A 23685-nucleotide genomic window follows, 5' to 3' on the forward strand; every position below is an offset into this window, starting at 1 on the left:
GCTCACGACGTGATCTTGCCGTACCGCTCCAAGGACACCTGGCGCTCCTGGGCGTGGTCGACCATGGGCTCCGGGTACTCCGCCGGCCGCTCCTTCAGCTTGTGCACCGCCTTGCCCGGAACCGAGCGCAGCTCCGGCACGTACTTCCGGACGTAGTCGCCGTTCGGGTCGAACTTCTCGCCCTGCGTCGTCGGGTTGAAGATCCGGAAGTACGGCGCCGCGTCCGTGCCGCAGCCCGCGACCCACTGCCAGTTCAGCTGGTTGGACGCCAGGTCGCCGTCCACGAGGTGCTTCATGAAGTGGCGGGCGCCCAGCCACCACGGCAGGTGCAGGTCCTTCACCAGGAAGCTCGCGACGACCATCCGGACGCGGTTGTGCATCCAGCCCTCGGCCAGCAGCTGCCGCATCCCCGCGTCGACGATCGGGTAGCCGGTCTTGCCCGCGCACCACCGCTCGAAGGCTTCGGGATCGTCGTCGTGCTTCATCCCGTCGAACCGCTTGTCGTAGTTCTTCCGCGCGGTTTCCGGCCGGTTCCACAGGACGTCGGCGTGGAATTCGCGCCAGCAGATCTCACTGCGCAACGACTTCGCGCCGACGCGGTCGTCGCCCGCCAGGTCCGCCAGCAGCGTCCGCGGGTGGACGCAGCCCCAGCGCAGGTAGGGCGAAAGCCGGGTCGTGCCCTCGCGGTCCGGGCGGTCGCGATCGGAGTCGTAGGTCTCGATGCCGTCGTCGAGGAACTCGTGCCAGACGTCGAGTGCGGCCTGCTCGCCCGGTTCGGGCAGCGTCGCGGAAACCTTGGGCGGCTTGGGAATCTTCAGTGAGCGCGGCGGTTCCACCCAGTCCACAAGGGACGGTCCGGTGTCCGCGGGCGAGTGCCAGCCGTGCGCGGTCCACGCGCGGTGGAACGGCGTGAAGACGCGGTAGGGATCGCCGTCCGGCTTCGTGACGCGGCCGGGTGTCACCGCATACGGCGAACCGGTCTCGACCCACTCGATGTCGTTCTCCGCCAACGCTTTCGCGACCTCGGCGTCCCGGCGGCGGCCGTACGGACCGGTGTCGGCGCTGACGTGCACCGCGGCCGCGCCGATCTTCTTCGCCGCCTTCACGACCTCGGTCGCCGGCTCGCCGCGCACGAGCATCAGCCGGCCGCCGAGCTGCTCGTCCAGCTTCTCCAGGCAGCCGTACATGAAGGCCTCGCGGGCGGCGCCGGACGGCTTGATGAGCGCCTCGTCGAGGACGTACAGCGCGAGCACGTGCTTGCTGTGCTTCGACGCTTCGAGCAGGGCGGCGTGGTCGCCCAGCCGCAGGTCGCGGCGGAACCACAGGACGACGGGTGCTTCTTTGGTCACGACGGGAAACGATAAGCGCCCCGCCGTGCCGGTGCACGACGGGGCGCTCGGTTCGAGCCGGTCGGGTCAGCGCTCCGACATCGGGGTGTAGTCCCGCGAGGCGTGGCCGGTGTAGATCTGCCGCGGGCGGCCGATCTTGGTGGCCGGGTCGTTGATCATCTCGCGCCAGTGCGCGATCCAGCCCGGCAGGCGGCCGAGCGCGAACAGCACCGTGAAGAACTTCGTCGGGAAGCCCAGCGCCCGGTAGATCAGGCCGGTGTAGAAGTCCACGTTCGGGTACAGCTTGCGCTCGATGAAGTAATCGTCGGAAAGCGCGGTTTCCTCGAGCTTCTTGGCGATGTCGAGCAGCTGGTCGCCGCCCTTCAGCTTGCCGAGGATCTCGTCGGCGGTGTTCTTGATGATCTTCGCGCGCGGGTCGTAGTTCTTGTAGACCCGGTGCCCGAAGCCCATCAGCTTCACGCCCTTTTCCTTGTTCTTCACCCGCTCGACGAACTTGGCGACGTCGCCGCCGTCGTTCTTGATGCCCTCGAGCATGTCGAGCACCGCGGCGTTCGCACCGCCGTGCAGCGGGCCGAACAGCGCGTTGATGCCGGCCGAAATCGAGGCGAACAGGTTCGCCTCGGACGAGCCGACCAGGCGCACGGTCGAGGTCGAGCAGTTCTGCTCGTGGTCGGCGTGCAGGATGAACAGCAGGTCGAGCGCCTTCGCGACGTCCGGGTCGACCTCGTACGGCTCGGCCGGGAAGCCGAACGTCATCCGCAGGAAGTTCTCGACCAGGCCGAGCGAGTTGTCCGGGTACAGCAGCGGCTGGCCGACGGACTTCTTGTACGCGTACGCGGCCAAGGTCGGGACCTTGGCCAGCAGCCGGATGGTCGACAGCTCCACGTTCGGCTCGTCGAACGGGTCGAGCGAGTCCTGGTAGAAGGTCGACAGCGCCGACACCGCGCTGGACAGGACCGGCATCGGGTGCGCGTCGCGCGGGAAGCCGCTGAAGAACGCCTTGAGGTCTTCGTGCAGCAGGGTGTGGCGCTGGATCTTCTCGGTGAAGTCGGCCAGCTGGGTCTGGGTCGGCAGCTCGCCGTAGATCAGCAGGTACGAGACCTCGACGAAGGTCGACTTCTCGGCCAGCTGCTCGATCGGGTAGCCGCGGTAGCGGAGGATCCCGGCGTCACCGTCGATGTAGGCGATGGCGGACGACGCGGCGCCGGTGTTGACGAAGCCGGGGTCGTAGGTGATGTACCCCGTCTGCGCCAGCAGCTTCCCCAGTTCGATCCCGGGCGCGCCCTCGACCGGGTGGACGATCTTGAACTCGTGCTCGCCACTCGGCAGGGTCAGCTTCGCGGTTTCGCCGCCGGACTGCCCCGCAGTCGTCGCGTCGGACATGCAAGTCCCTCTCACGTTCGGCACGGAGCGGCGGCGCCTGTACGTTTCACAGGTAGCCACGTGTTCACGCGAGGAAACACTGGCGCCTCGCTGCACACCGCCCCGCTGGGGTATGAAGAATGCCTCTCTACGCTAGTCGAGGAACTGGTGTTCGCGCAGCGGTGGCGTTGCTCCTGGGGGCCCCTTTGGGACCAGGTTCACACGCCGGACGCCATATCGGCCGAAGTCGGCGGCTCGGCCCCGCTCCGCGAAACGGTGATGGACGCCGCTTTCGCCGCGAACCCCAGCGCCTCGCGCCACGCCTCGGCGTCGAGAGAAGCCAGGTCGGTGACCTCCCGGGTGTGCAGCCAGGCCAGCAGCGCGCCCTGGACGGTGTCGCCCGCGCCGATGGTGTCGACCACGGTGACTTTCCGTGCGGGCACGTGGGCCAGCTCACCTGCGGCGGTGATCACCGCGACGCCGTCGGCGCCCCGGGTGAGCACCACGGCGTCCACACCGGACTCGACCCACGTCTTCGCGGCGGCGAGCGGGTCGGCGCCGCCGGTGAGCCACGCGGCGTCGTCGTCGGAGATCTTGAGCAGCCGGACGTCCGGCAGCCAGGACGTGAACCGGGCGCGGTAGGCGGCCGGATCGGTGATGAGCGCTTCGCGGATGTTCGGGTCGAGGACGGTCAGCACGCCCCGCGCGGCCTCGCGCCGCAACATCGCTTCGTACGCCGACGCGCCGGGTTCGAGAACCATCCCGAGGGTGCCCAGCGAGAGCGCGGTCACCCGCTCCGGAAGCGGTCCCGGGTCGGCGACGAGCCGGTCGGCGGTGCCCTCGACGTAGAAGGTGTAGCGCGCGGCTCCCTTCGCGTCGAGCGCCACGACGGCGAGCGTCGTCGGCTCGTCGCCGCGCTGCAGCAGCGAGGTGTCGACGCCGGAAGCGTGCAGGCGCTCGACCATCGCGTCGCCGAAGCGGTCGGTCGACACGCGCGAGAGGAACGAGGCCGGCACGCCGAGCCGTCCGGCCGCCAGTGCGACGTTGTACGGACCACCGCCCAGCCGGGGCAGCAGCGCGCGCAGCCCACCGTCCACAGTGGAATCCAAGGGGTCGCCGGGAACCAGGTCGACCAGAGCTTCTCCGCCTACGACGATCACGCCGGGAGTTTAGTGGAGTTCAGGCTGACAATTCCTGTCCGCTATTTGTTCAGCCCGCCGAGCAGCAGTTCACCCAGAGCGGTGAACGCTTCGGCGTCGGAAACGTCCGTGCGCCGGCCGAGTTCCCCGGTCTGGATGCCTTCGATGATCAGCCCGGTCATCTCGGCGACGAGCCGGGCGTGGACGTCGCGGAACACCCCTTCGGCGACGCCCTTGTCGATGAACCGCCGGAGCCGCTGGGCCGCGAACCGGCTGTTCACCTGGTAGGCCTCGCGCGCCGGGCCGAACTCGGCGAGGTCGCGCATGAACGCGGGCGACGCCCGGTTCAGGTGCTCGGCGACGCCGGCCAGGTACTCCCCGATCAGCTTGCGCGCGTCGTCGATCCCGGCGATCCGCTCCTCGATCCGCTCCGCGGCGCCCCGGAAGAAGTGGGTGACGACCCTGACCGCGAGCTGCTCCTTGCTCGGTGCGAGCGCGTAGAGCGTCGACTTCGAGCAGCGCAGGCGCCCGGCGAGGTCGTCGAGGGTGAAGGCCACGAAGCCCTCGGCCAGGAAGAGCGCCTCCAGATCGGCGAGCAGGGCGCGCTGGCGCGCGGTCGGCCGTCGGCGGGGTTCGGGGCGCATCGGCTCACTATCTCCTACGTCATCCGGCCACCCCAGGCTCCTCGTACTGTACTCTGAGCGGGCCCACAGTACTGTTTTCAGTACCGTGACACTCCGGAGCTCCGCCCCGGGCCGGGGGCTTCCGCCACCCGGAGCCCCCGAAAGACACCGGCTTGGAGGACAACGATGCCCGCCGAACGCCTGCTGCCCGACTCGGACGCCGAGGACCTGGTCGCCCTGGCCACGGAGATCGCGCGCGACGAGCTCGCCCCGCGCGCGGCAGCGGCCGAGGAAGCGGAGGAGTTCCCGCGCGAGCAGTTCCGCCTGCTGGGCAAGTCCGGCCTGCTGGGCCTGCCGTACCCGGAGCGCTGGGGCGGCGGCGACGTCCGGTACGAGGTCTACCTGCAGGTCCTGGAGGAGCTGGCGACCGCGTGGATGACGGTCGGCGTCGGCCTGTCGGTGCACACGATGTCCTGCTACGCGCTGGCGGAGTACGGGTCCGATGCGCAGCGCGACGAGTGGTTCCCGGACATGCTCGAAGGCTCGCTGCTGGGCGCGTACGCGCTCTCGGAGACCCAGGCCGGCTCGGACGCGGCGGCCCTGACGACCCGCGCCCGGCTGGACGGCGCGGACTACGTCGTCAACGGCACGAAGGCGTGGATCACGCACGCGGGCGTGGCCGACTTCTACACGACGATGGTCCGCACCGGCTCCGACGAGATCTCGTGCCTGCTGGTCGACGGGGCCACCGAAGGCCTGTCGGCGGCACCGCGCGAGCGGAAGATGGGCCTCACCGGCTCCCCGACCGCCCAGATGATCTTCGACGGCGCCCGCGTACCGGCGTCGCGGCTGCTGGGTTCGGCGGGTGACGGGCTCCGCATCGCACTGTCGTCGCTCAGCTCGGGGCGGCTCGGGATCGCGGCGTGCGCGGTCGGGCTGGCCCAGGCGGCGCTGGACGAGGCCGTGGCGTACGCGAAGGGTCGTTCGCAGTTCGGCCGCGCGATCATCGACTTCCAGGGCGTGGAGTTCCTGTTGGCCGACATGGCGGCGACGGTGGAGTCTTCGCGGGCTTGCTACCTGGAGGCGGCGCGGCGGCGCGACCGCGGACTGCCGTTCCAGCGCCAGGCGTCGATCGCGAAGCTGGTGGCCACGGACGGCGCGATGAAGGTGACGACGGACGCGGTCCAGGTCCTCGGCGGGGCGGGGTACACGCGGGACTTCCCGGTGGAGCGGTACATGCGGGAGGCGAAGGTGCCGCAGATCTTCGAGGGCACGAACCAGATCCAGCGGATGGTGATCGCGCGGGAGCTGAAGAAGGCCTGATCGAGCGAGTTCTGTCACGCGACTGAGACACCTACGGTTGCGGAATGCCAGGTCATCTGCTGACCGTCGAGGAGTACCGAGCCCTCGGAGAGACCGACCGCGGCTTCACCGAACTGGTCGAAGGCCGAGTCGTGCTGTCCCCCAGCCCCGAGCCCGGGCACCGCCCGGCCGGCCCGGCTTCTCCCGGCGGCCTGACTTGATGATCGTCGAAAAGGCCGCGATCGTCCGCGTTCGCGCGGACGAAGACATGCTTCGGGCCGACGAGGCGGCCGTGGTCGCGGAGATCGTTTCGCCGGGCTCGAAGCGCACCGACTACCACGTCAAGCACGACGAATACGCCGACGCGGGCATCCCGCACCACTGGATCGTCGACCTCGAGGAGCCGGTCTCCCTGGTCGCTTGCCAGGGCTACCTCGATGCCTCCGCGGTCACCGGCACCTTCACCACCGACGTGCCGTTCCCGGTCAAGATCGACCTCGACACCCTCCTCGACTGACCCGACCCGGTCGAGCGAACGCTGTCCCACCCCCGGGACGGATACCGTTTCCGCATGCCCGACCAGCTGCTGAGCATCGAGGAGTACCGAGCGCTCGGGGAGTCCGACCGCGGCTTCACCGAGCTGGTCGAAGGCCGCGTAGTCCCCTCGCCCGGCGCCGGCCGCGCGCACAACCTCGCCGCCTGCCGGCTCGCCGCGCAGCTCGAACGCCAGCTGCCGCGCGGCCTCGCGTTCGTCCTCGGCACCGACCTGGACCTCGGCCTGGCGTCACCCGGCGAGCCCGGCTTCGCCCGCCGTCCGGACCTGCTGGTCTTCGAACGGACTGCCCACGACCCGATCCGCGCCCAGGACGTGGCGGTGGTCGTCGAGATCGCGACAACGGGCTCCCGGCGCACGGACTACCGCGTGAAGCACGACGAGTACGCCGACGCCGGCATCCCGCACTACTGGATCGTCGACATCACCGAGCCGGTCACCCTCGTCGCCTGCCAGGGCTACCGAGACGCGCCGGCCGTCACCGGCACCTTCGCGACCGGTGAACCCTTCGCCGTCGAGCTCGACCTGGACGCGTTGATCGGGCAGCACGCCGGAACCGCCCGGTAACCGGCGTGCCGCCCGAAACTCAGCGGGTCTCGCGGTACCTGCGGTCCTTCGAGACGCCTTCGCCCAGTTCCTCGTCGAAGTGGTACACCTCATCGCCGCGCACGAACACGCGAAGCGCGCGGTTCATCACATCGAGTGGGTCGCCGGACCACAGCACGACGTCGGCGTCCAGGCCCGGCTTCAGCGAGCCGATCTGCCCGTCCAGGCCCAGCATGGCCGCCGGGTTGACGGTCAGCGACTTCAGCGCCGTCGCCGGGTCGAGGCCGTCCTTGACCGCCAGGGCGGCCTGGTAGACCAGGAAGTTGATCGGGATCACCGGGTGGTCGGTCGTGATCGCGATCCGCACACCGGCGCGGGCCAGGATGCCGGCCGAGCGCAGGGTGCGGTTGCGCAGCTCCACCTTGGACTTCGTGGTGAACAGCGGGCCGAGGATCACCGGCACGTCGCGCTCGGCCAGCAGGTCCGCGATCAGGTGGCCTTCGGTGCCGTGGTTGATGACCAGCTTGTAGCCGAACTCGTCGGCCAGCCGCAGCGCCGTCACGATGTCGTCGGCGCGGTGGACGTGCTGGTCCCAGTACAGCTCGCCGTCGAGGACCTTCGACAGCGTCTCCAGCGTCAGGTCGACCTCGTGCGGCTTGCCCTCGGCCTCGGCGTGCGCGCGCTTGGCCTGGTAGTTGCGGGCCTTGGTGAAGGCCTCGCGCAGGATCGCGGCGACGCCCAGCCGGGTCGACGGCGTCTGCTTCTTCTCGCCGTACACGCGCTTCGGGTTCTCGCCGAGCGCGCTCTTCACGCTGACGTGCTCCGCGAAGACCATGTCGAGGATGCTGCGGCCCCAGGTCTTGACGCCGATCGTCTGCCCGCCGATCGGGTTGCCCGACCCGGGCTTGATGACGACGCTCGTGACGCCGCCGGCCAGCGCGTCGTCGAAGCCCGGCTCGTACGGGTCGATGCCGTCGATCGCGCGGAAGCGGGCGCCGTTCGGGTCGGTCATCTCGTTGGTGTCGTTGCCGGACCAGCCCTCGCCGTCCTCGTGCACGCCGAGGTGCGCGTGGGCGTCGATGAAGCCGGGCAGCACCCAGGTGCCGGCCGCGTCGACGAGCTCGGCGTCCTCCGGGATGTCGACGTCGGCCTCGGCACCGATCGCGACGATCTTGCCGCCGTCGATGAGGACCGTGCCGCCGTCGATGGGTTCACCGTCGATGGGGACGACGTAGCCCCCGACAATTGCCTTCGCCATAGTTCGCCACGCTAACGAACTCGTCCGGGCACGCGCACGCGGGCCTTCTCCAAGTGCACCAGTTCGTGGTTGTTCTCCGGCGTCCGGTGCGTCTCGCGGTACCCGTGCTTGGCGTACAGCCGCAGCGGCCCCACGCTGTTCGAGCCCGTGAAGAGCCGGAAAACCGTCACCTCCGCCGGCGCCGAAGACTCCGCGAACCGCAGCAGCCCGCTGCCCAGCCCGAACCCCTGCCGGTCCGGCGCGACGACCAGCCGGCCGATCACCCCGACCGGCCCGGTCACCGTCAGCCGGACCGACGCGACCAGGCGCCCGTTCTCCCTGATGCCCCAGGAGAGGCCCGTCAACGCCGCCCGCGTCTCGTCGAGCGTCTCCAGCAGCGGTGGCAGGTCGAGGTCGCCGTGCGCGCGGGCCTCGGTCACGTACGCCGCGCGCTGGAGCGTCAGCACCTCGCCCGCGTCGGCGGGGCCCAGGCGGTTCACCGGACCCGGATGCCCCAGCTGCCCGACCACGAGGCCGACGGCTCGAGCTCGATCAGGTCGGTGCCCGTGTTGAGCGCGTCGGCCGGGCAGGTCATCGGCTCGATCGCGACGGCCCGGCCGCGGCCGACCAGGTCGTCCGGGGTGAAGACCTGTGCCCAGTGGAAGTCGGGGCCGGTCCAGACCACCAATTCCTGGTCGCCGTGGGCCAGCACCACGTGGTGCGTGCCGTCCGCGGCCGCCGCGAGGCCGCCGAACGCCGTGTCCAGGTTGACGCCTTCGAGCACGCGCCCGGCACGGAAGTCGTACTCCGTGCCCTCGACGTCCTGCTCCGGCGCGTACGGCATCTGCTCGTCACCGAGGTACGGGCGCACGCGGCTCGCCGGCAGGGTCAGGGTCAGCTCGTCGGTCGGGACGTCGCCGATCCGGAAGTACGGGTGCGTGCCGACGCCGACTCCGATCGGCTGCTCGCCCTCGTTGCGGATCTCGTGCGTAATGGTCAGTTCGCGCGGCGCGAGCTCGTACGTCACCGTCGCGCGCAGCGGCACCGGCCAGCCCGGCTGCACCTCGACGTCGACGGCCAGGGTGATCGACGACTCGGCGTGCTCCAGCAGCTCCCACTCGAGGTGGCGGGTCAGGCCGTGGATGGCGTTGCCGCGCGCCTCCTCGGTGATCTCGAGCTGCTGCTCCTCGCCCTGGAACGTCCACTTCCCGGCCTTGGTCCGGTTCGGCCACGGCAGCAGCACCTGGCCGGCACCCTTCGGCGGCTTCTCGTCTTCGCCGAACTCCTCGACGTACGGCACTCCGCCGACCTCGAAAGCGCGCAGCCCGGCGCCGATTTCGGTGACGACGGCGCGCGCGTTGCCGCGGGTGATCTCGAACTGCTGACCGGTCGGGTTGCCCATGGCACGACCTTACCGATTCGCGAACTCACTAGACCGGTCGTCATAGTTTGCGCTACGGTCACACCATGGTCCGTCGCACCGACACGCGGCAGCGGATGCTCGACACCGCCGCCGACCTGTTCCAGACCCAGGGCTACCACGCCACCGGCCTCACCCAGCTGACGACGGCGGGCGGCGCGCCCAAGGGGTCGCTCTACTTCCACTTCCCCGGCGGCAAGGAACAACTCGCCGCCGAAGCCGTCCGCCTTTCCGGCGAACGCACCGGCGCGCTGCTCGAAGCGATCCTCCGCGACGCACCCGACGCGCCGACCGCGATCAGCCGGGCCATCGATGCGCTGGCGGCTTTCCTGACCCAGTCGGACTTCCAGCGCGGGTGTCCACTCGCGACGGTCGCATTGGACGCCGCCGCGACGAGCGAGCCGATCCGCGAAGCCTGTGCCGACGGCTACTCGGCCTGGCACGCGATCTTCACGGATTACCTCGCCGGGCAAGGTCTTTCCGCCGGACGCGCGGACGAGCTGGCCACCGTCGTGCTCGCCGCGGTCGAAGGCGGGCTGCTGCTGGCCCGCACCCGCCGCGACCTCGCGCCGCTGCGCGCCGTCGCCACTCACCTGCACACCACCCTCGAGCGGGAGTTCTCCTGATGCGCGTCCACCACCTCGACTGCGGCACCATGCGCCCGCTCGGCGGAAAGCTGATCGACGGCCGGCCGGGCTTGTTCCGGCGCGCCACCATGGTCTGCCACTGCCTGCTGCTCGAGACGGACACGGGTCTCGTGCTCGTCGAAACCGGCATGGGCACGCCGGCCGCGGTCGACCGCACCGCCTGGCTCGGCGCCGGCTTCGTCCGCCAGTCCAACCCCGTCCCGGACCCGGCGCAGACCGCGATCGCGCAGATCCGCGCGCTCGGGTTCGACCCCGCGGACGTCCGCGACATCGTGCTGACCCACCTCGACCTCGACCACGCGGGCGGGCTGATCGACTTCCCGTGGGCGCGCGTGCACGTCTACGCCGAAGAGCTGCGGGCGTTCACCGATCCGCGCGATGCCGCCGAACGCGGGCGCTACCGCCGGATCCAGTTCGCGCACGGTCCACAGTGGACGTCCTATGCGGACACCGGCGAGCCGTGGTTCGGCTTCGACGCCGTCCGGCAGCTCGACGGCGTGGGACCGGAGATCCTGCTGGTCCCGCTCTCCGGGCACACGCGCGGGCACGCCGGGGTCGCCGTCGACACCGGGAGCGGCTGGCTGCTCAACGCCGGCGACTCGTACTTCTTCCACGGCCAGGTCGACCCGGCCGGGCCGAGCTGCCCGCCCGGGCTCAAGTGGTTCGAGGGCCGCATGGAGACGGCGAAGGGCGCCCGGCTGGACAATCACCGCCGCCTGCGCCAGCTTGTTCAGGAGCACGGCGACGAGGTCACCGTCTTCGCCGCGCACGACGAGACCGAGTTCCTCCGGCTGAGCACCAGGAGCAGCGTATGAAGGTGCACCACCTGAACTGCGGATCGATGCGCCCGGCGGGCGGCAAGCTGCTCGACGGCGAGCCGGGCCTGCTGCGGCGGGCCGAGCTGGTCGCGCACTGCCTGCTGATCGAGACCGGCGACGGCCTGGTGCTGGTCGACACCGGCTTCGGCGCGCACGCCGTGGCCCGCCCCGGCGAGTGGCTCGGCCGTCCGTTCATGGCGATGGTCGGCGCGCGCGTCGAGGCCGCGGAGACGGCGATCGCCCAGATCCGCGCGCTCGGCCTGGACCCGGCCGACGTCCGCCACATCGTGATGACCCACCTCGACGTCGACCACGCGGGCGGCCTGGCCGACTTCCCGAACGCCGTCGTGCACGTCCGCGCCGAGGAGCACCGCGCGGCGACGTCCCCGGCGAACGCGGCGGAGAAGAACCGCTACCGGGCGGCCCAGTTCGCGCACCGCCCCCTGTGGAGCACCTACGACGAGACGGGTGAGCCGTGGTTCGGCTTCGAAGCGGTCCGCTCGCTGAAGGGCCTGCCGCCGGAGATCCTGCTGGTCCCGCTCACCGGCCACACGCGCGGCCACACCGGCGTCGCGGTCGACACCGGCGACGGCTGGCTCCTGCACGCGGGCGACGCGTACTTCTTCCACGGCCAGCTGGACCCGGTCGCCCCGCACTGCCCACCGGGTCTGACGGCGTTCCAGAACATCGTCCAGACCCTGCGCAAGCCGCGGCTGGAGAACCTGGCGCGGCTGCACGAACTCGCGCGGGACCACCACGACGAGGTCAAGGTGTTCTCCGCGCACAGCCCGGTCGAGCTGGCCGCGCTGAGGCGGTGAGCGTCAGCTGGCGTCGACGGCCTGCTTGACCAGCGGCGCGATCTGCTCGGCCGTCATCTTCGCCGGGCCGGTGTAGTTGACCAGCACCGGCGTACCCGCGACCAGCTCCGCCGTGGCGAGGGTGGCCGTCTTCTGCTCGTCGACGTAGTAGACGGCGCCGTCCGGGAAGCCGGCGACGTCCTTCGCGCCCGCCTTCGCCTTCTTGATCGACGCCACCATCTCGGCGGGCTTGCCCTGCTTTCCCTCGTAGCGGGTGACCGCGAGCGCGCCCGCGGCCTTGCCGTCCAGCTGGTACTCGCAGCTGCGCGCCTTGCCGCCGTTGGCCGCGTTGTCCTGCACCGGGCCCGGGACCGCCGTCAGGTTGTCCAGGAACAGCGCCTTCGACACGGCCGCCGCGGGCAGCAGCTTGCACGGGTCGAGCGACGCGGCCGCGGCGTTCGAGCTCGGCGCCGGCTTCGGGGCCGCGGACGACGACGTCGCCTTGGTGGGTTCGTCCCCCGAGGAGCAGGCGGTCAAAGCGGCGAAAGCGACCAAAACGACGGCGAGGGTACGCATGTTCGCACCCTAGCTCGGGCGGCTAGGCCGTGGGAGCCCGGTATCGCCAGAACGCCGGGAGCACGAACATCGCGGCGCAGACCAGCACGATGACCAGCAGGCCACCGCCGGTCGCGGCCGCCGACGTGCCGAACGCGGCGGCGCCCCAGCCGTGCGTGAGGTCGGCGATCCGCGGGCCGCCCGCGACCACGACGGTGAAGACGCCCTGAAGCCGTCCGCGCATTTCGTCGGTGGTCGCGACCTGCAGGATCGCCATCCGGTAGACCGCGCTGACCATGTCCGCGGCGCCGGCGAGCGCCATGAAGACGACGGCGAGCCACAGCGAGTGCGCGAGCCCGAACCCGGCGACCGCGGCGCCCCACGCGCAGATCGACACGACGACCGCGACGCCCTGGCGGTGGATGCGCGTCAGCCAGCCGCTGAACAGCCCGATCAGCATCGCGCCCAGCGGCAGGGCGGCGTAGAGCCAGCCGAGCGCGGGCCCGCCGCCGGGCGGGTCGCCGAACGTGCGCTCGGCCATCTCCGGGATCAGCGCGCGCGGCATGCCGAAGACCATCGCGATGATGTCGGCGACGAACGAGGCCAGCAGGATCTTCTGCCCGGCGAGGTACCTGAAGCCGTCGACGACGTCGCTGAGCCCGGCCCGGCGCGACGGCCCGTTGAGCGGCGGGATCGACGGCAGCCGCCAGACCGCGATGAGCGTGATCGCGAGGGCGACGACGTCGATCAGGTAGAGCGTCGAGAGGCCGAGGACGGGGATCAGCGCGCCGGCGAGCAGCGGCCCGAAGACCGCTCCGAAGGTGGACATGGTGGTGTTCAGCGCGTTCGCCGACGGCAGCAGCTCGGCGGGCACGAGCCGGGCGACGACGGCGCCGCGCGTCGGCATGTTGATCGCGAAGAACGCCTGGTTGAGGGCGAGGAGGCCGAGCACCAGCCAGACGGACCCGAAGTTCGCGAACGCCTGCAGCCAGAGCAGCGCGGAGGTGATCGCGACCCCGACGTTGGTGACGAAGAGCAGCTTCCGCCGGTCGACGGCATCGGCGACGGCCCCGCCCCAGAGCCCGAAGACCAGCAGCGGCACGAGCGCGACGAGGCCGGTGAGCCCGACGTAGGCGGACGACCCGGTGAGGTCGAAAACCTGCTTCGGCACGGCGACGGCGGTCAGCTGGGTGCCCACGGCGGTGACCACAGTGGACAGCCAGAGCCGCCGGAAAGCCGGGATCTTCAGCGGCCGGGTGTCGACGATGATGCGCCCGAGCACCTTGCGCACACCCGAGCGGGGCGGCAGGGTCCCCCGTTCACCAGTCACAACCGACGAGCTTAGCTCGGCTAACTATCTCGGGGCGCGTGATTTACGTCGCCCGCGATCGAGTGACCCCGCCGACCGGCGCGACTCAGGGAGCGACGCGCTCCACGTGCCACCCGTCGTGCGTCCGCATGTACCGCAGCCGGTCGTGCATGCGGTCCTCGCGGCCCTGCCAGAACTCCACCAGGTCGGGCCGGATCCGCCAGCCGCCCCAGTGGGGCGGGGCCGGGATGTGCTCGACGTCGGCGAAGCGGCGCTCGATCCCGCTCAACGCGTTGTCCAGCGCGCGCCGGCCGTCGACCACCCGGGACTGCGGGGACGCCCACGCCCCCAGCTGCGAGCCGCGCGGGCGCTTCGCCCAGTACTCCGCCGTCTCCTTGGTGCCGACCTTCTCCACCTCGCCGCGGACGTGGACCTGGCGCTGCAGCGGGTACCAGGGGAAGGTGACCGACGCGTACCGGGTCGCGGTCAGGTCGTGGCTCTTGGTCGACGTGTAGTTCGTGTAGAACACGACACCGCGGTCGTCGAGGCCCTTGCACAACACGGTCCGCGACGAGGGGCGGCCTTCGGCGTCCGCCGTCGCGAGGACCATCGCGTTCGGCTCGGCGATGCCGGCGGCGACGGCCTGGTTCAGCCAGCCCTGCAACTGGTCGGTCCAAGTGGCGGCGAGCGCGGATTCGTCGAACGCGGCGCCGTCGTAGGCCACCCGCATTCCCGGAAGCCGTACTACGGCGTCTTCCACCTGGTCCTCGATTCCCGGCATCATGGCCAAACCTCCACGCCCGGTCGGGGCATCAGTCGACTTCGGCTCTAGGCACGTTAAGGCCTCGCGAGCTGCAGCGGAACCCACTGAACGGTGACACCCGACACGACGTCCGCGCCATCGGCCCGTAACCGCAGGACAGCAAGCCGTAACCCCCGCGTTACCCGCTGGACCAGGATCGATACAGGACGCACCTACCTTCGGCCCGTTCCCCACCACCCCGGAGGCAGGCATGACCGAGACCCTGTCCAGCGCCGAAGAAAGCGCCCCGCCGAAACGCCGCTACGCGCCGCTCGCCGCCAACGAAAACCGCGAAGACTACTCACTGCGCTTCGCCGCGCATTCGTTCCGGAAATGGTCACCGTTCGTGGTCGCGACGACCGCGCTCGGCGGCATCGCCTATCTCGCCGACTTCGCGATCGGCGCCAGCATCGTCCTTTCCTACGGCTTCACGTCCGGGGTCCTCGCGATCCTCGCCGCGGCCGTCGTGATCTTCGTGACCGGCGTGCCCATCGCGGCCGCCTGCGCGAAGTCCGGAGTGGACATGGACCTGCTGACCCGCGGGGCCGGCTTCGGCTACTTCGGGTCGACGCTGACGTCGCTCGTCTACGCGAGCTTCACCGTCATCTTCTTCTCCCTCGAAGGCTCGATCATGGGCCAGGCCTTCGAGCTGGCCCTCGGCATCCCGCTGCCGGTCGGCTACCTGCTCGCCACGCTGATCGTGCTGCCGTTCGCGCTCTACGGCATGGGCGCGGTCGCGAAGATGCAGACGTGGACGCAGCCGCTGTGGATCGCCGGCCTGGTGCTGCCGTTCGTCGTCGTGCTGGTCCGCGAGCCGGGCAAGTTCGCCGAGTTCGCGCACTTCGGCGGCACCGAGGGCGCCGGCTCCGGGTTCTCCGCGATCGGGTTCGGCCTCGGCATGGGCGTCGCGCTGTCGCTGATCGGGCAGATCGGCGAGCAGGCCGACTACCTGCGGTTCATGCCCGAGAAGACGGCGGAGAACAAGCGGTCGTGGTGGGCCGCGGTGCTCGCGGCCGGCCCCGGCTGGGTGATCCTCGGCGCCGCGAAGCAGATCGGCGGGGCGCTCCTGGCGTTCCTCGCGCTCGGCGTCGTCGGGAAGACGCACGCGCTCGAGCCGATCGCGCCGTACCTGGAGGCGGTGAAGCCGGCGCTGGGCCCGGTCGCGCTGACGTTCGCCGCGCTGTTCGTCGTCGTCTCGCAGATCAAGATCAACACGACGAACGCGTACTCGGGCTCGCTGTCGTTCGCCAACTTCTTCTCCCGCGTGCTGCACAAGCACCCCGGCCGCGTCTGGTACGTGCTGGTCAACTGCGGGATCGCGCTCGCGCTGATGGAGTTCGGCGCGTTCGGCTTCCTGAACAAGATCCTGGGCTTCTACTCGAACGTCGCGATCGCGTGGATCGGCGCGGTGTGCGCGGACCTGGTGATCGCGAAGCCGCTCGGGCTCTCCCCGCGCTACATCGAGTTCAAGCGGGCCTACCTGCACAAGATCAACCCGGTCGGGTTCGGCTCGATGCTGGTCGCGTCGGCGGTGTCGATCGTGGCGTACTTCGGCGCGTTCGGGCCGTTCCTGGCCGCGTTCAGCCCCCTGCTCGCGCTGGTCATCGCCATCGTCCTGGTGCCGACACTGGCCGTCGCGACGAAGGGGAAGTACTACCTGGCCAGGGAGAACACGGTCATGACCGCGGGGGCCGACCTGCGCGCGACGCACACCTGCTCGGTCTGCGGCGACCCGTACGAGCTGCCGGACGTCGCGGACTGCGCGAAGCAGGACGGCCCGATCTGCTCGCTGTGCTGCACGCTCGACAGCACCTGCCACGACGTGTGCCAGACGACCGGTCCGGTGTCGCTCGGGCTGCCGGCGGTCCGGACCCCGTAGAGTCCGCAAAGGCCCGTCACCTGCGTCCGCTGCAGGTGACGGGCCTTCACGTTGGCCGGGTTCCCCCCGGGTCCCCCTCCCGGCTCGACTCCTTCACGTCCGAGGCGGCGCCGGGGTTGCCCGGGATTTCCAAGATCTTTTCCGGCCGCATGATGGCCGCCAGCATCAGCGCGCGCAGCTCCGCGCCGACGTCCTCGACCGGCAGCGGCGGCTCGTGCGCCTGCCACTCGCGCAGCAGCCCGGTGGCCGCGCCGACCAGCGCGATCGCCGTCAGCCGGTAGTCGCGATCGGGCGCGACACCGTGTTCGGCCGCGCGGCGGGCCTCGGTCGCGATGAAGGTCGCCCACCGGTCGACCCAGATCTGGTGCTGCGCTTCGAGCTCCGGGCTGACACCGACCGCTTCGACGTAGTTGAGCCGCGGCAGCCGGGGATCGACGGTGACGGTGTCGATGAAGACGTCGAGCAGCGTGGCGATCCGGGTCATGGCATCGGCGCCGGCGACCTTGTCGAGCGCGTCGGTGACGTGCTCGAGCGCGAGGGTGTTGATCTGGTCGTGGAGGATGCGGAGCACGTCCTCCTTGCCGGCGAACTCCTCGTAGAAGTTCCGCGTCGAGACCCCCGCGCGCCCGCACACTTCGGTGATCTTGGTGTGCCGGAACCCGGCGGAGGTGAACAGCTCCAGCCCGGCCGCGAGCAACCGCTCACGGCGGTCGGCACGGCGTTGTTCGGGTGCGACGCCGCCGTAGGTGCGAGCCACCGGTTGTCTCCTCCTTCTGAGGGATTGCCAGATCCTACCGGGTCGGCTACTTTGTGAAAATTTTGATTACCACCTTTTCGGAAACGGCGGCGCCAACCTGCCTCTGAGCCTTACGAACTCGCGAAGGGACGAAGAGCGGTAACGGCGTCTGAGGCCAGGGACGTCGTGAGGGTGCCGCCCGCGGCCAGCGGGGTGCGGGACCACCACTCGCCCGAGGCCGCGGGGAGGTCCGCGCCGCCCACCACCAGATCTGTCGCCAGGACCCGGCGGCCCGCCAGCACCGCCAGGCTGCCGTCCAAGGCCGATCCGATCGGCAACGTCTGCCGCAGCACCGGCACCGAACCCCGCACGACCGACGACGAAGTCGTCAACGAACCCGGGGACTCCCCCGCCCGGCCGAGCACCAGCACCTCCCGCGTGTGCAGGTAGGCGTCCGAAGCCACCTCGGCGCGGAAAACCGCCGTGTGCCGGGCCCGGGCCGTGATCACCGTCGGCTCCGGGAGGTACTCCAGCGAACCGCCCGGCTCCACGACGACGTCCACAGTGGACAACGACGGCTCGCCGTGGAGGCCGGGCAGGGCGAGGGTCGCCGCCACGCCGGACAAGCGCAGGGACGCTCCCGGCCCCACCCGGACGGTGAGCAGCAGCTCGTCGCCACCGAGCGGGGACGTCGCCGAATTCACCAGGTGGACCACCGCCGCCGGACCGCGGCCACGGCGAGGGAACAACGTCAGCGGCGCCATCGAACGCAGCTCTCGCAGCACCGTTCGCGAGCCGTCGAAGCACGCCGTCAGCCGGGCGTGGGCCTTCACAGCAGGGAACGGACCCAGCCGGCCACCGCCGGGGCGTCCGGGGTGTCCACCAGGGACTGCGTGATGACCGGCAGCTCGCCGCGCATCCGGTGCGCGTCCGACGTCATCACGTTCATGTCCGCGCCCACCAGGTGCGCGATGTCGGTCTTGTTGATCACCAGCAGGTCCGCCGTCGTCACGCCGGGGCCGCCCTTGCGCGGGACCTTGTCGCCGCCCGCCACGTCGACCACGAAGATCTGGCTGTCGGCCAGGCCGCGGCTGAACACCGCCGTCAGGTTGTCGCCGCCGCTTTCGATGATCACCAGGTCCAGGCCCGGGAACTTCTCCTCCAGGCGCTCGACCGCGTCCAGGTTCGCCGTGATGTCGTCGCGGATCGCCGTGTGCGGGCACGCGCCCGTCTGCACCGCCTCGATGCGCGCCGGGTCCAGAACGCCCGCACGGCGCAGGAAGTCCGCGTCCTCGGTCGTGTAGATGTCGTTCGTCACCACCGCGAGGTTGATCTCGTCACCCAAAGCGCGGCACAGGGCCGCGGTGAGCGCCGTCTTGCCCGAACCCACCGGGCCGCCGATGCCGATCCGGTACGCGCGGCCGGCCGTCGGCGCCGGGTCGTAGTGGTCGGGATCGGCGGCCGTCGGGTCGAAGCTGACCTCGTGGACGTGACCGTGACCGTGACCTTCAGCTGGCAAAGAGACGCACCTCTTCCTGGTGGTGCCGGGCGTGCGCCTCGGCGAACAGATCCAACGCCGGCGATCCCGGCGAAGGCAGCGACGCCGGATCGTCCCCGGCCACGGCCGCCGCTTCCGCACAAACCGGGGCGAGGTCCAACCGAGCCACGACGGCGTTGACGGCGAAGGGATCCAGACCCAGCAGCCGCACCACCGCGCTCGCCGGACCGCTCACCGCCAGGTACGCGGCCGCCATCGCGGCGTCGTACGGCGAGCCGCCCGCGACGCCGACCAACGCGCCCAGCACGATGGGGTGGTGGGGACGCGGGGTTTCGGTCAGCAACGCGTCCAGAACGGGAGACGGCCAAGCGATCCGGCCGGCCCGAGCGGTACCGCGGCCCTGCGCCCGCGATGCCTCACGCTGCGCGAGCGACGGGGTGCGCGCGTCCAGCTCACTGTCCAAAAGTGACCAGTTCCCGCCCGCGGCGGCCGCTTGTGCCGAGGCAGCGGCGAAAACGGCCGCCAGGAACCCCGCCGTCCGCAACCGTCCGGAAAGGAATCCCGGCAGATCACGCACGGACGTCACCAGCCGGCGGGAGACGACTTCCTCCATCCCGCCACTGTGGACGTGCCCGCCGCCGGGGAAACGGGAGTCCGCGAGGATCAGCGCCGAAAGGTCCATCAGAAGAGGAAGTACCGTTGGGCCATCGGCAGTTCCGTCACCGGCTGCGGCTCGATCAGCTCGCCGTCGACGTGCACGGCGAAGCTGTCCGGCTCGACGCGGACGTCCGGGGTGGCGTCGTTGAGCACCATGTCCGCCTTCGTCCGCGCCCGCATGTTCGAGACGGCGACGAGCGGACGCGTGATGCCGAACGTCTCGCGCAACCCGCTGTCCAAAGCGGACGGTGCGACGAAGTGCAGGCTCAAGGCGCCACCGATGTTCGTCCCGAACATGGGGCGCGCCATGACCGGCTGCGGCGTCGGGATGGACGCGTTCGCGTCGCCCATCGCCGCCCACGCCGGGAAGCCGCCCTTCAGCACCACGTGCGGGCGGACGCCGAAGAACTTCGGCTCCCACAACACGAGGTCCGCGAGCTTGCCGACCTCGACCGAGCCGATTTCGGTCTCCATGCCGTGCGCGATGGCCGGGTTGATCGTGTACTTGGCGACATAACGACGTGCGCGCAGGTTGTCGGCCGCGCCGTCGCCGGGCAGGGCGCCGCGACGGCGTTTCATCACGTGCGCTGTCTGCCAGGTCCGGATGATCACCTCGCCGATCCGGCCCATCGCCTGCGAATCCGAGCTCATCATCGAAATGGCGCCCAGGTCGTGCAGTACGTCTTCGGCGGCGATGGTCGACGGCCGGATGCGGCTCTCGGCGAACGCGAGGTCCTCCGGCACCGACGGGTTGAGGTGGTGGCAGACCACCAGCATGTCGAGGTGCTCGTCGAGGGTGTTGGCCGTGTGCGGCCGGGTCGGGTTGGTCGACGACGGCAGCACGTTCGGCAGCGAGACGACCTCGATGATGTCCGGCGCGTGGCCGCCACCGGCACCCTCGGTGTGGTACGCGTTGATCGAACGCCCGCCGATGGCGTCCACAGTGGACTCCAGGAAGCCGGCCTCGTTGAGCGTGTCGGTGTGGATCGCCACCTGGACGCCGGCTTCGTCGGCCACGGTCAGGCAGGCGTCGATGGCGGCCGGGGTGGTGCCCCAGTCCTCGTGCAGCTTGAAGCCGCCCGCGCCGGCCGCGAGCTGCTCGCGCAATGCGTCGTGCCGGACCGTGTTCCCCTTGCCCAGCAACAGGACGTTGACCGGGTAACCGTCCATGGCGGACAGCATCCGGCCGAGGTTCCACGCGCCGGGCGTGACGGTCGTGGCCTTCGTGCCCTCGTTGGGACCGGTGCCGCCACCGACCAACGTGGTCAGCCCGGCGGCCAGCGCGGTGTCGACGAGCTGCGGGCAGATGAAGTGGACGTGGCAGTCGATGCCGCCCGCGGTGAGGATCTTCCCGTTGCCAGCCAGGACTTCCGTCGACGGCCCGATCACCAGCGCCGGATCGACGCCGTCCATCGTGTCCGGGTTGCCCGCCTTGCCGATGCCGACGATCCGGCCGTCGCGCACGCCGACGTCGGCCTTGACGACACCCCAGTGGTCGAGGATGACCGCGCCGGTGATGATCAGGTCGGGGGCGCCCTCGGCCCGGGTCGCCGTCCCCTGGCCCATGGACTCGCGGATGACCTTGCCGCCGCCGAACAGCACCTCGTCGCCGGAGCCGCCGGGGCCCATCGAGCGGTCCTCGGTGACCTCGATCAGCAGGTCGGTGTCGGCGAGCCGGATCCGGTCGCCGGTGGTCGGGCCGAACAGCTCGGCGTAGCGCTCGCGGTCGATCTGCGGCATTTCAGAACTCCCCGGCGAATTCGGACCGCAGGCCCGGAACACGGCGCGCGCCGGCGAGCGGCACGAGGTCGACTTCGCGCTCGACGCCGGGCTCGAACCGCACCGACGTCCCCGCCGGGACGTCGAGCCGGTGGCCGCGGGCGGCGTCCCGGTCGAATTCGAGGCCCGGGTTGACCGCGGCGAAGTGGTAGTGCGAACCGACCTGCACCGGCCGGTCGCCGAGGTTGCGGACCAGGAGCCGGACCCGCGGACGGCCGGGGTTCAGCTCGACCGGCTCGTCGCCGGGAATGATTTCACCTGGGCGCATGGATCCCCTCATTCACACGATCGGGTCATGCACGGTGACGAGCTTGGTGCCGTCCGGGAACGTGGCCTCGACCTGCACGGAGTCGACCATCTCGGGCACGCCGTCGAGCACCTGCGCCCGCGAGAGCACGCTCCGGCCGCTCGCGACCAGCTCGCTGACCGTGCGCCCGTCGCGGGCCCCTTCGAGGACGTGGTCGGTGATCAGCGCGACCGCCTCGGGGTAGTTCAGCCGGACGCCGCGGTCCAGCCGCTTCCGCGCGACGTCCGCCGCCACGTGGACGAGCAGCTTGTCGCGCTCCTGCGGACTGAGGTGCATCCGCTAGGTCTATCACCCGGACCACGACGTCGCCTGGTTCGGAAACATACCTTTAACCTGGACTTCGTCACAGTCCGTGGCGAAAATTCTCCGGTCGGACGGCTTCGGTGACTGAATCGTTCTCGTAATCGTGACCGAAACCACCGCTTCTTTCGATTGCCCCCCGGCGATCGAGGGAGCAAGGTCTATCCATCCGTGCGATGGCGCGCGCGTTCCGTGCGCATTTCCGTCCGCGCGTGCACCACCACCAAGACGGGGAAAAAAGCGCACCGAAAGGTTCCGCGAAACAGTGACTACCTCCACGATCAGCAAGCCACAGCCGTCCGGCCAACCCGACGACGGCTTCCGACCGGGTCTGGAGGGCGTCGTCGCCTTCCACACCGAAATCGCCGAACCCGACCGGGACGGCGGTGCGCTGCGCTACCGCGGCGTCGACATCGAGGACCTCGCCGGAAAGGTGACCTTCGGGGACGTGTGGGGCCTCCTCGTCGACGGCCGGTTCGGGCACGGCCTCCCGCCCGCCGAGCCCTTCCCGCTGCCGGTGCACACCGGCGACGTCCGGGTGGACGTCCAGGCCGCGCTGGCCATGCTCGCGCCGATCTGGGGCTACCGCCCGCTGCTCGACATCACCGACGAAGAGGCCCGTGAGCAGCTGGCCCGCGCCTCGGTGATGGCCCTGTCCTACGTCGCGCAGTCGGCGCGCGGCATCGGCCAGCCTGCCGTGCCGCAGGCCCGGGTCGACGAGGCCCACTCGATCACCGAGCGGTTCCTGATCCGCTGGCGCGGCGAGCCGGACCCGGCGCACGTCCGGGCGCTCGACGCCTACTGGGTGTCGGCCGCCGAGCACGGCCTCAACGCCTCGACCTTCACCGCGCGCGTCATCGCCTCCACCGGGGCGGACGTCGCGGCGGCCATGTCCGGCGCGATCGGCGCGATGTCGGGCCCGCTGCACGGCGGCGCCCCGGCGCGCGTGCTGCCGATGATCGAAGAAGTCGAACGCTCCGGCGACCCGGCGGGCCTGGTCAAGGGCATCCTCGACCGCAAGGAACGCCTGATGGGCTTCGGCCACCGCGTCTACCGCGCCGAGGACCCGCGGGCGCGGGTGCTGCGCCGGACGTGCAAGGAGCTCGGCGCGACCCGCTACGAGGCGGCCGCCGCGCTGGAGCAGGCGGCGCTGAAGGAGCTGCGCGAGCGGCGCCCGGATCACCCGATCGAGACGAACGTCGAGTTCTGGGCCGCGGTCATCCTGGACTTCGCCCAGGTCCCGCCGCACATGATGCCCGCGATGTTCAGCTCGGCCCGCACCGCCGGCTGGGCCGCGCACATCCTGGAGCAGAAGCGCACCGGACGTCTGGTGCGCCCGTCGGCCAAGTACGTCGGCCCGGCGCCCCGCACCCCCGAGGACGTCGAGGGCTGGGAACTGGTCACCAAGCACTGACCCCACGCGCCACTTTCGGTACGAAAGTGTTCCGGAGGAGTTACCTCCGGAACACTTTCTATATGAAAGTGACGCTTTGGTCGTGGGTGGCGGTGGCGGCGAGCATCGCCGTGAGCTGGGCGACCAGCCACGTGTCGAGGTCTTCGCGGGCGATCGTGCGTTCCTGGAGCCAGCTCAGCAGGGCGCCCTCGACGACCGCGGTCCAGCAGCGGAGGGTCAGGGAGAGCAGCGGCGAGGGGTCCGTGACGGACAGCGCGTCCAGGATCAGGGCCACCGCGCGGTTGCGGACCTCGTCGATCGCCGCGTCCGTGTCCGACGTCGCGATCACCGAACCGCTGCGCAGCAACGCGATGTACCCGGCCCGGTAGTGGTCGGCGACGTCGATCAGGCCGCGGACGGCCGCCCGGAGGCGGGTTTCGGGCGGCCCCTCCTCGAGCCCGGCGAGTCCGTCGATGAGCCCGTCGGTGACCGTGCGCAACGCCTGCACCTGCAGTTCGCGCAGGCTGGAGAAGTACCGGTAGAACAGCGGCCGCGACACCTCGGCGCGCGCGACGATGTCGTCCACGGTGACCAGTTCCGGTGCCCGTGACCCGAACAGGTCGAGCGCCGCGCCGATCAGGTCGTCGCGGCGGGCCTGCGGTGACATCCGCCGCGGG

25 protein-coding genes and 1 pseudogene are annotated in these 23685 nt (G+C 70.7%); 8 read left to right on the forward strand and 18 right to left on the reverse strand.

Annotation, left to right across the window (positions count from 1 at the left end):
* Positions 1 to 2 precede the first annotated feature (2 nt).
* The 4 genes from AB0B33_RS35035 to AB0B33_RS35050 all read right to left on the reverse strand — a co-directional run bounded on the left by AB0B33_RS35035 (position 3) and on the right by AB0B33_RS35050 (position 4494).
* Positions 3 to 1349 (reverse strand): deoxyribodipyrimidine photo-lyase, encoded by a 1347-nt coding sequence (locus AB0B33_RS35035; protein ID WP_360779841.1) that lies wholly within the window; start codon positions 1347 to 1349, stop codon positions 3 to 5.
* A 66-nt stretch (positions 1350 to 1415) separates the two neighbouring features.
* A complete protein-coding gene (locus tag AB0B33_RS35040; protein ID WP_360779845.1) occupies positions 1416 to 2732 on the reverse strand; it encodes a citrate synthase in 1317 nt (438 codons plus the stop codon).
* Between the two features lie 197 nt (positions 2733 to 2929).
* The gene (locus tag AB0B33_RS35045) at positions 2930 to 3871 is read right to left on the reverse strand and encodes a carbohydrate kinase (RefSeq protein WP_360779849.1); all 942 of its coding nucleotides are present in this window, start codon (positions 3869 to 3871) and stop codon (positions 2930 to 2932) included.
* 41 nt (positions 3872 to 3912) lie between these two features.
* A complete protein-coding gene (locus AB0B33_RS35050; protein ID WP_360779852.1) occupies positions 3913 to 4494 on the reverse strand; it encodes a TetR/AcrR family transcriptional regulator in 582 nt (193 codons plus the stop codon).
* Positions 4495 to 4659: 165 nt separating this feature from the next.
* Between AB0B33_RS35050 and AB0B33_RS35055 the strand changes: the two genes are divergently transcribed.
* The 3 genes and pseudogenes from AB0B33_RS35055 to AB0B33_RS35065 all read left to right on the forward strand — a co-directional run bounded on the left by AB0B33_RS35055 (position 4660) and on the right by AB0B33_RS35065 (position 6895).
* Positions 4660 to 5796: an acyl-CoA dehydrogenase family protein gene (locus AB0B33_RS35055; RefSeq protein ID WP_360779854.1), complete on the forward strand. Its 1137-nt coding sequence runs from the start codon at positions 4660 to 4662 to the stop codon at positions 5794 to 5796.
* Between the two features lie 44 nt (positions 5797 to 5840).
* Positions 5841 to 6292 (forward strand): annotated as a pseudogene (locus AB0B33_RS35060) (Uma2 family endonuclease).
* 54 nt (positions 6293 to 6346) lie between these two features.
* Positions 6347 to 6895: a Uma2 family endonuclease gene (locus AB0B33_RS35065; protein ID WP_360779857.1), complete on the forward strand. Its 549-nt coding sequence runs from the start codon at positions 6347 to 6349 to the stop codon at positions 6893 to 6895.
* 19 nt (positions 6896 to 6914) lie between these two features.
* On the opposite strand, the gene AB0B33_RS35070 is transcribed toward AB0B33_RS35065, so the two are convergent.
* From AB0B33_RS35070 to AB0B33_RS35080, 3 genes are read right to left on the reverse strand one after another with little or no spacing between them, the layout of a single operon-like run.
* On the reverse strand, positions 6915 to 8132 hold the full coding sequence (locus AB0B33_RS35070) for an amidohydrolase (RefSeq protein WP_360779860.1): 1218 nt from the start codon (positions 8130 to 8132) through the stop codon (positions 6915 to 6917).
* A gap of 11 nt (positions 8133 to 8143) precedes the next feature.
* Positions 8144 to 8641 (reverse strand): GNAT family N-acetyltransferase, encoded by a 498-nt coding sequence (locus AB0B33_RS35075; protein ID WP_247018005.1) that lies wholly within the window; start codon positions 8639 to 8641, stop codon positions 8144 to 8146.
* Entirely contained in the window at positions 8608 to 9513 is a 906-nt protein-coding gene (locus tag AB0B33_RS35080; protein WP_360779864.1) for an aldose 1-epimerase family protein, read from the reverse strand. Before AB0B33_RS35080 ends, AB0B33_RS35075 begins: the two co-directional genes overlap by 34 nt.
* 65 nt (positions 9514 to 9578) lie before the next feature.
* On the opposite strand from AB0B33_RS35080, the gene AB0B33_RS35085 reads away from it, so the two are divergent.
* Genes AB0B33_RS35085 through AB0B33_RS35095 form a run of 3 tightly spaced genes read left to right on the forward strand, consistent with a single transcriptional unit; the run spans position 9579 to position 11814 of the window.
* The gene (locus AB0B33_RS35085; RefSeq protein WP_360779867.1) at positions 9579 to 10157 is read left to right on the forward strand and encodes a TetR/AcrR family transcriptional regulator; all 579 of its coding nucleotides are present in this window, start codon (positions 9579 to 9581) and stop codon (positions 10155 to 10157) included.
* The gene (locus AB0B33_RS35090; protein ID WP_360779870.1) at positions 10157 to 10993 is read left to right on the forward strand and encodes an MBL fold metallo-hydrolase; all 837 of its coding nucleotides are present in this window, start codon (positions 10157 to 10159) and stop codon (positions 10991 to 10993) included. The genes AB0B33_RS35085 and AB0B33_RS35090 overlap by 1 nt, the downstream gene beginning before the upstream one ends.
* Positions 10990 to 11814: an MBL fold metallo-hydrolase gene (locus tag AB0B33_RS35095; protein WP_360779872.1), complete on the forward strand. Its 825-nt coding sequence runs from the start codon at positions 10990 to 10992 to the stop codon at positions 11812 to 11814. Before AB0B33_RS35090 ends, AB0B33_RS35095 begins: the two co-directional genes overlap by 4 nt.
* A 3-nt stretch (positions 11815 to 11817) precedes the next feature.
* Here AB0B33_RS35095 and AB0B33_RS35100 read toward each other — a convergent pair whose 3' ends face one another.
* From AB0B33_RS35100 to pdxH, 3 genes are all read right to left on the reverse strand, one after another.
* A complete protein-coding gene (locus tag AB0B33_RS35100) occupies positions 11818 to 12369 on the reverse strand; it encodes a DUF3558 family protein (RefSeq protein WP_360779875.1) in 552 nt (183 codons plus the stop codon).
* 22 nt (positions 12370 to 12391) lie between these two features.
* Positions 12392 to 13678, reverse strand: a complete 1287-nt coding sequence (locus tag AB0B33_RS35105) for an MFS transporter (RefSeq protein ID WP_360779878.1) — start codon at positions 13676 to 13678, stop codon at positions 12392 to 12394.
* Between the two features lie 85 nt (positions 13679 to 13763).
* On the reverse strand, positions 13764 to 14441 hold the full coding sequence (pdxH, locus tag AB0B33_RS35110; protein WP_247017995.1) for a pyridoxamine 5'-phosphate oxidase: 678 nt from the start codon (positions 14439 to 14441) through the stop codon (positions 13764 to 13766).
* Positions 14442 to 14670: 229 nt separating this feature from the next.
* On the opposite strand from pdxH, the gene AB0B33_RS35115 reads away from it, so the two are divergent.
* The gene (locus tag AB0B33_RS35115) at positions 14671 to 16338 is read left to right on the forward strand and encodes a hypothetical protein (RefSeq protein WP_360779883.1); all 1668 of its coding nucleotides are present in this window, start codon (positions 14671 to 14673) and stop codon (positions 16336 to 16338) included.
* A 46-nt stretch (positions 16339 to 16384) separates the two neighbouring features.
* On the opposite strand, the gene AB0B33_RS35120 is transcribed toward AB0B33_RS35115, so the two are convergent.
* The 7 genes from AB0B33_RS35120 to AB0B33_RS35150 form a co-directional block, all read right to left on the reverse strand.
* The gene (locus tag AB0B33_RS35120) at positions 16385 to 17095 is read right to left on the reverse strand and encodes a TetR/AcrR family transcriptional regulator (protein ID WP_360779886.1); all 711 of its coding nucleotides are present in this window, start codon (positions 17093 to 17095) and stop codon (positions 16385 to 16387) included.
* 110 nt (positions 17096 to 17205) lie between these two features.
* Entirely contained in the window at positions 17206 to 17907 is a 702-nt protein-coding gene (locus AB0B33_RS35125) for an urease accessory protein UreD (protein WP_360779889.1), read from the reverse strand.
* Positions 17904 to 18593, reverse strand: a complete 690-nt coding sequence (ureG, locus tag AB0B33_RS35130; RefSeq protein ID WP_360779892.1) for an urease accessory protein UreG — start codon at positions 18591 to 18593, stop codon at positions 17904 to 17906. The genes AB0B33_RS35125 and ureG overlap by 4 nt, the downstream gene beginning before the upstream one ends.
* Positions 18583 to 19254: an urease accessory UreF family protein gene (locus AB0B33_RS35135; protein WP_360779896.1), complete on the reverse strand. Its 672-nt coding sequence runs from the start codon at positions 19252 to 19254 to the stop codon at positions 18583 to 18585. Before AB0B33_RS35135 ends, ureG begins: the two co-directional genes overlap by 11 nt.
* Entirely contained in the window at positions 19254 to 20969 is a 1716-nt protein-coding gene (locus AB0B33_RS35140) for an urease subunit alpha (RefSeq protein ID WP_360779899.1), read from the reverse strand. The genes AB0B33_RS35135 and AB0B33_RS35140 overlap by 1 nt, the downstream gene beginning before the upstream one ends.
* Position 20970: 1 nt before the next feature.
* Positions 20971 to 21276, reverse strand: coding sequence for an urease subunit beta (locus AB0B33_RS35145; RefSeq protein ID WP_247017986.1), 306 nt, complete (start codon positions 21274 to 21276; stop codon positions 20971 to 20973).
* 12 nt (positions 21277 to 21288) lie between these two features.
* Complete coding sequence (locus tag AB0B33_RS35150; protein ID WP_155540714.1) at positions 21289 to 21591, reverse strand: urease subunit gamma; 303 nt, start codon at positions 21589 to 21591, stop codon at positions 21289 to 21291.
* Positions 21592 to 21880: 289 nt separating this feature from the next.
* Between AB0B33_RS35150 and AB0B33_RS35155 the strand changes: the two genes are divergently transcribed.
* Complete coding sequence (locus AB0B33_RS35155; protein ID WP_247017984.1) at positions 21881 to 23029, forward strand: citrate synthase 2; 1149 nt, start codon at positions 21881 to 21883, stop codon at positions 23027 to 23029.
* A 58-nt stretch (positions 23030 to 23087) separates the two neighbouring features.
* Here AB0B33_RS35155 and AB0B33_RS35160 read toward each other — a convergent pair whose 3' ends face one another.
* Positions 23088 to 23675, reverse strand: coding sequence for a TetR/AcrR family transcriptional regulator (locus tag AB0B33_RS35160; RefSeq protein ID WP_360780229.1), 588 nt, complete (start codon positions 23673 to 23675; stop codon positions 23088 to 23090).
* Positions 23676 to 23685 lie beyond the last annotated feature (10 nt).

This window comes from Amycolatopsis sp. NPDC049159, from assembly GCF_040648295.1.
GTDB classification, from domain to species: domain Bacteria; phylum Actinomycetota; class Actinomycetes; order Mycobacteriales; family Pseudonocardiaceae; genus Amycolatopsis; species Amycolatopsis pretoriensis_A.